Source organism: Rhodosalinus sp. (assembly GCF_041685465.1).
In the GTDB taxonomy this organism is placed as follows: Bacteria; Pseudomonadota; Alphaproteobacteria; order Rhodobacterales; family Rhodobacteraceae; genus Rhodosalinus.
In genome coordinates this window covers 1-5642 of the sequence record NZ_JAWLFS010000200.1, presented here as the reverse complement: position 1 = coordinate 5642, position 5642 = coordinate 1, and the positions used below count along the sequence as shown (strand labels likewise).

The following is a 5642-nucleotide window of genomic DNA, read 5'->3' as shown; positions in this document are numbered from 1 at the left end:
GCGCCTCCGGGTCCCAGCGGTGGAGGTAGAGGATCTCCACCCGGTCCATCCCGAGCCGTCGGCGGCTCGCGTCGAACTGCGCCTGAAGCGTCTCGGGCGCGGCGCCGCCCGTGTAGCCGGCCTTCGTCGCGATCGTGACGCGGTCGCGGTGGGGCCGGAGGAGGCGGCCGAGGATCTCCTCCGAGCGGCCGTCGGTGTAGACGTAGGCGGTGTCGAAATGCGTGATCCCTGCAGCCAGCGCAGCCTCGACCATCGCCGCGGAGGCAGCCTCGTCCGCCGCGCCGCCGATCTGCATCGCGCCGAAGGCGAAGCGGCTCGCCGGGGTGCCGTCGGGGGAGCGGAGCGTCGTCATCGGCCGGACAATCGCACGGCGCGGGGCGGGGGGGGAGGGGGCGGGCGCCCCCTTCCGCCCGGCGGCCGATGTCGCGCGGAGGTGGCGGTGCGCGGCGCGTGGGGCCGGCGATGGCACGGGGGCGCTGCCCCCGCCGCGCGCGGGGCGCGCGCGACTCCCCCGGGATATTTGGATCCAAGAAGAAGCGCGGGACGGGGCCGGGCGTTTCCCGTCGTGTCCCGTCCGGCGTGGTGCGTTCGAGCGAGGGGGGCGCGGGGCCGCCGCCCCGGGCGGGCCGGGGCGGCGCAAGGGATCAGTCGGGGATCTCGCTGGTGATCCCCTCGACGTAGAAGTCCATGCCGAGCAGCGTGCCGTCGTCGGCGGTTTCGCCCTCGGCGAGCCACGTCGTGCCGTCCTGCCTGTTCAGCGGGCCGGTGAAGGGGTGATATTCGCCCGACGCGATGCTCTCCTTGAGCGCGAGCGCCTCCTCGCGGACGTCCTCCGGCACCGCCTCGGTGATCTCGCCGATGCCGACCATGCCCTCGCCGATGCCGTGCCAGGTGTCGCCGCTCTCCCAGGTGCCGTCCATGACGGCCTCGATCCGGTCGATGTAGTAGGGGCCCCAGATGTCGAGGATCGAGGAGACGCGGGGAGAGGGCTTGTACTCCGCCATGTCGGAGGCCTGTCCGAAGCCGATCACGTCGCCGGCCGATTCCGCCGCCGCGAGCGGCGCGGTGGAGTCGGTGTGCTGCAGGATCACGTCGGCGCCCTGCTCGATCAGCGCGCTCGCCGCGTCGGCCTCCTTGGCCGGGTCGAACCAGGTGTAGGCCCAGACGACGCGGAACTCGACCTCGGGGTTGGCCTTCTTGGCGTGGATGTAGGCGGAGTTGATGCCGCGGATCACTTCCGGGATCGGGTAGGAGGCGATGTAGCCGACGGTGTTCGTCTCGGTCATGCGGCCCGCGATGTGGCCGATCACCGCGCGGCCCTCGTAGAAGCGCGCGGAGTAGGTCGCCACGTTCTCGGCCTGCTTGTAGCCGGTGGCGTGCTCGAAGGTCACGTCGGGGAACTGCTCGGCCACCTCGAGCACCTGGTCCATGTAGCCGAAGGAGGTGGCGAAGATCATGTCCGCGCCCGAGAGCGCCATCTGCGTCATCGCGCGCGTGGCGTCGGCGCCTTCCGGCACGCTCTCCTGGTAGACGGTCTCGACGGCGTCGCCGAAGTGCTCCTCGACGGCGAGGCGGCCCTCGTTGTGGGTGTAGGTCCAGCCGCCGTCGCCGATCGGGCCGACGTAGATGAAACCGATCTTCATCGGGTCGTCCTGCGCCGCGGCGGGCAGGCCGAGGCCGAGGGCGAGCGCCGCGGCGGTGGAAAGAAGCGTTCTGCGATACATGGGATACCCCCCTTGGTGTTGCGTCTGTGCCGCCGGGGCGGCCGGTGCGGGCCTAGCCCGAGGCGTGGAAGCTCCGGCCCAGCGCGGCGGGCGCGCCCTGCAGCCCGCGGGCCGAGATGAACACGAGCACGAGGATCGTTACCAGATAGGGCGAAGCCGACAAGAGCGTGACGGGTACCGCCGCGCCCGCGGCCTGCAGGTTGAGCTGCAGCACGGTGACGCCGCCGAAAAGGTAGGCGCCCACCAGCACCCAGCCCGCGCGCCAGGAGGCGAAGACCACGATGGCGAGCGCGATCCAGCCGGCGCCGGCGGTCATGCCTTCCGTCCATTGCGGCACGCGCACGAGGCTGATGTAGGCGCCGCCGAGCCCCGCGAGCGCGCCGCCGAAGAGGATGGCGAGCACGCGCACGCGCACCACGCTGTAGCCGAGCGCATGGGCGGCCTCCGCGCTTTCGCCGACGGCGCGCAGGATCAGCCCCGCCCGCGTGGCGCGCAGGATCGCCCAGACGGCGGCGACCAGCGCGAGGCTCGCATAGACCATGAGGTCGTGCGAGAAGAGCACGCGCCCGAGGACCGGGATCTCGGCGAGCGGGCCGAGGTCGAGCTTCGGCAGGGTGGGCGCCTTCATCCCCTCGTAGGGCTTGCCGACGAGCGAGGAGAGCCCGAGCCCGGCGAGCGTCAGCGCGAGGCCCGTGGCGACGTGGTTCGAGAGCAGAAGCTGCGTCAGCACCGCGAAGGCGAGCGAAAGCGCCGCGCCCGCCGCCGCCGCGCCGAGGAAGCCGAGCGCCGGGCTGCCCGAGTTGATCGCGACGGCGAAGCCGGCCACCGCGCCGGTGATCATCATCCCCTCGACCCCGAGGTTCAGCACCCCGGCGCGCTCGACCACCATCTCGCCCAGCGCGGCGAGCAGGATCGGCGTCGAGGAGACCATCAGCGAGGCGATCAGGATCGCGGGCTGGATCGTGGCGAGGTCCATGTCAGGCGGCCTCCCGGCGCCGCGGTCTGAGACGGTAGTTCACGAAGACATCCGTCGCGAGCAGGAAGAAGAGCAGCATTCCCTGGAAGAGCTGGATCGCCGCGGCCGGCAGGCCGAGCGTCAGCTGCGCCATCTCGCCGCCGATGTAGGTGAGCGCCATCAGCAGCCCGGCGAGCAGGATGCCCACCGGGTGCAGACGCCCGAGGAAGGCGACGATGATCGCGGTGAAGCCGTAGAAGGAGCCGAAGTCGATGCTGATCTGCCCGGCCGGGCCCGCGACCTCGAAGAAGCCCGCCAAGCCGGCGAGCGCGCCCGAGATCGCGAAGCAGGTCAGCACCACACGCCGCGGGGTGATGCCGGCGAAGCGCGCGGCGCGCGGTGCCGCGCCCGAAAGGCGAAGCTGGAAGCCGAGGATGTGCCGGCTCATCAGGATGTAGGCGGCGATCACCGCGACGAAGGCGGCGCCGACGCCCCAGTGCATCCCCGTGCCGGCGATCAGTTCGCGGTTGGCCACCGCGTCCCACTGCGCGAGGTTGCGCGAGCCCGGAAACCCGCGGCCCTCGGGGTTCTGGAGAAGCCCCGAACTGACCGAGGCGAGGACGGATTCGGCGACATAGACCAGCATCAGGGAGACGAGGATCTCGTTCGTTCCGAAGCGGACCTTCAGGAGCGCGGGGATCATCCCCCAGGCGAGGCCGCCTGCCGCACCGGCGAGCACCGCGAGCGGGAAGATCGCCCGCGTCTCGGCCGGGTAGAAGGCGAGCGCCGCGGCGGCCCCGCACACGCCGCCGATGATGTACTGTCCCTCGGCGCCGATGTTCCAGACGCCCGAGCGGAAGCCGATGGCGAGGCCCACCGCGATCAGGATGAGCGGCCCGGCCTTCACCAGGAGCTGCGGCCGCGCGTAGGAGGCGACGGCCGGATCGAAGAGCGGGTCCCAGAAGATCACCCGGATCGCGGCGACCGGATCGGCGCCGAGCGCGGCGAACATCGCGCCGCCGGCGAGCATCGTCAGTACGACGGCGATGGGCGGCGTCGCCGCGCGCCAGAGGCGCGACGGCTCGGGCCGTTTCTCGAGCGCGATCACGCCTGCGCCCTGCCGGCGGGCACCGCCGCGCGCATCGGTCCCTGACGGTCCCTCTTCGCGCAGGCCATCCCCCCCCTGTCGAGGGCCTCGAAATATCCGAGCGACAGCCGCGCCGGGCGCAGGGGCCGCTTCGGCGCGCTCCGATCACCCCACATGCGCCACCTCCATGTCGTGTGCGCCGCCCATCATCAGGCCGATCCGTTCGAGGCTGAGGTCGCGCATCGGGCGGATCTCGCTCAGCCGGCCGCCGACGAGCGCGCCGAACCGGTCGGCCACCTCGAAGAGCTCGTCGAGATCCTGGCTGATGACCAGGATCGCCGTTCCGGCGGCGGCCATGTCGAGAAGCGCCTGCCGGATCGCCGCGGCCGCCGCCGCGTCCACGCCCCAGGTCGGCTGGTTGACGACCAGCACGCGCGGCGCCTGCGCGATCTCGCGGCCGATCACGAACTTCTGGAGGTTGCCGCCCGAAAGCGCCCGCGCCGCCGCCTCTGGCCCCGGGGTGCGGACGTCGAAACGCTCGATCACCTCCTCGGCGAAGCGCCGCACGGCGGCCCAGTCGATGAAGCCCTGCCTGAGGAGCCCCGGACGCCGCGCCGCCGTCAGCAGTGCGTTCTCGGTGAGGCTCATCTCGGGCGCGGCGGCGTGGCCGAGGCGTTCCTCGGGTGCGGTGGCGAGGCCGCGCGCGCGCCGCGCCTGCGGGCCGAGCCGGCCGATGTCGGCGCCGTCGAGAAAGAGCATGCCGCGGGGCAGGGCGCGTTCGCCGGCGAGCACGGCGAGGAGCTCGTCCTGCCCGTTGCCGGCGACGCCGCCGAGGCCGAGCACCTCGCCGGCGCGCAGCGTGAACGACAGGTCATGAAGCGGCGTGCCGAAGGCGCCGGGCGCCGGCGCGGCGAGCCCCCGCGCCTCGAGCGCGACCGCCCCCGTCTCGCGCGCGGCCGGGGCGACGGGGGCGAAGCTGGCGCCCACCATGAGCTCCGCCATCTCGCGCGCGGTGGTCTCGGCCGGCGTGCAGGTGGCGACCACCTGGCCCCGGCGCAGGATCGTCGCCGTGTCGCAGAGCGCGCGGATCTCCTCGAGCTTGTGGGAGATGTAGAGGATCGCCGTGCCCTCCGCGGCGAGCTTCCTCAGCGTCTCGAAGAGGATCTCCGCCTCCTGCGGGGTGAGCACGCTGGTCGGCTCGTCCATGATCAGCACGCGAGGGCCCTGCAGCAGGCAGCGCACGATCTCGACCCTCTGGCGCTCGCCCGCCGAGAGCGTGCCGACGGTGCGGTGCGGGTCGAGCGGCAGGCCGTAGAGCTCCGAGACCTCGCGGATGCGCGCGGCGAGGCGTCGGGGCGGCGGCGCGTCCTCCATGCCCAGCGCGATGTTCTCGGCCACGGTGAGCGCATCGAAGAGCGAGAAGTGCTGAAAGACCATCGCCACGCCGGCGCGGCGCGCGGCGTTCGGGTCGGCGGGCGCGAAGGGCCGTCCGTCCAGCGTCATCTCTCCCGCGTCGGGGGTGACGAGGCCGTAGATCATCTTGACCAGCGTGGACTTGCCGGCCCCGTTCTCGCCGAGGAGCGCGTGGATCTCGCCGCGCCGGATGTCGAGCGTGATGTCGTCGCAGGCGCGCACGCCGGGGTAGGCCCTCGACAGCCCCCTGAGGCCCAGCACCGTTTCGCCCGTGCGATCCATTCCGTCGTCGCCCCCGTCGCGCGCCCGTTTCGCCTTAGCCGAAAGGAGCGGCGGGGCGCAATCGCCGCCGTCGCCCCGTGCGCCGTCGGCGGGGCCGGCTGCCGCATCGGCAGGCATCCGCCCGGCCGACCCGGCGTCGCCGATTGCCGGGGCCGGGCGCGGCGGCTAGGCTTGACCCATG

The 5642-nt window shown here is 72.9% G+C and carries 5 protein-coding genes; all 5 read right to left on the bottom strand.

The features are described from left to right. On the bottom strand, positions 1 to 352 hold a 352-nt coding region (locus ACESL7_RS12275; RefSeq protein WP_372893607.1), incomplete at its 3' end, for an aldo/keto reductase. Positions 353 to 644: 292 nt separating this feature from the next. Then, the gene (locus tag ACESL7_RS12270; RefSeq protein ID WP_372893606.1) at positions 645 to 1724 is read right to left on the bottom strand and encodes a BMP family ABC transporter substrate-binding protein; all 1080 of its coding nucleotides are present in this window, start codon (positions 1722 to 1724) and stop codon (positions 645 to 647) included. A 52-nt stretch (positions 1725 to 1776) separates the two neighbouring features. Beyond that, positions 1777 to 2700 carry an ABC transporter permease gene (locus ACESL7_RS12265; RefSeq protein ID WP_372893605.1) on the bottom strand — a complete coding sequence of 308 codons (924 nt, stop codon included), beginning with the start codon at positions 2698 to 2700 and terminating at the stop codon, positions 1777 to 1779. Between the two features lies 1 nt (position 2701). Beyond that, the gene (locus tag ACESL7_RS12260; RefSeq protein ID WP_372893604.1) at positions 2702 to 3787 is read right to left on the bottom strand and encodes an ABC transporter permease; all 1086 of its coding nucleotides are present in this window, start codon (positions 3785 to 3787) and stop codon (positions 2702 to 2704) included. A 144-nt stretch (positions 3788 to 3931) separates the two neighbouring features. Next, positions 3932 to 5461, bottom strand: coding sequence for an ABC transporter ATP-binding protein (locus tag ACESL7_RS12255; RefSeq protein ID WP_372893603.1), 1530 nt, complete (start codon positions 5459 to 5461; stop codon positions 3932 to 3934). Positions 5462 to 5642: the final 181 nt, after the last annotated feature.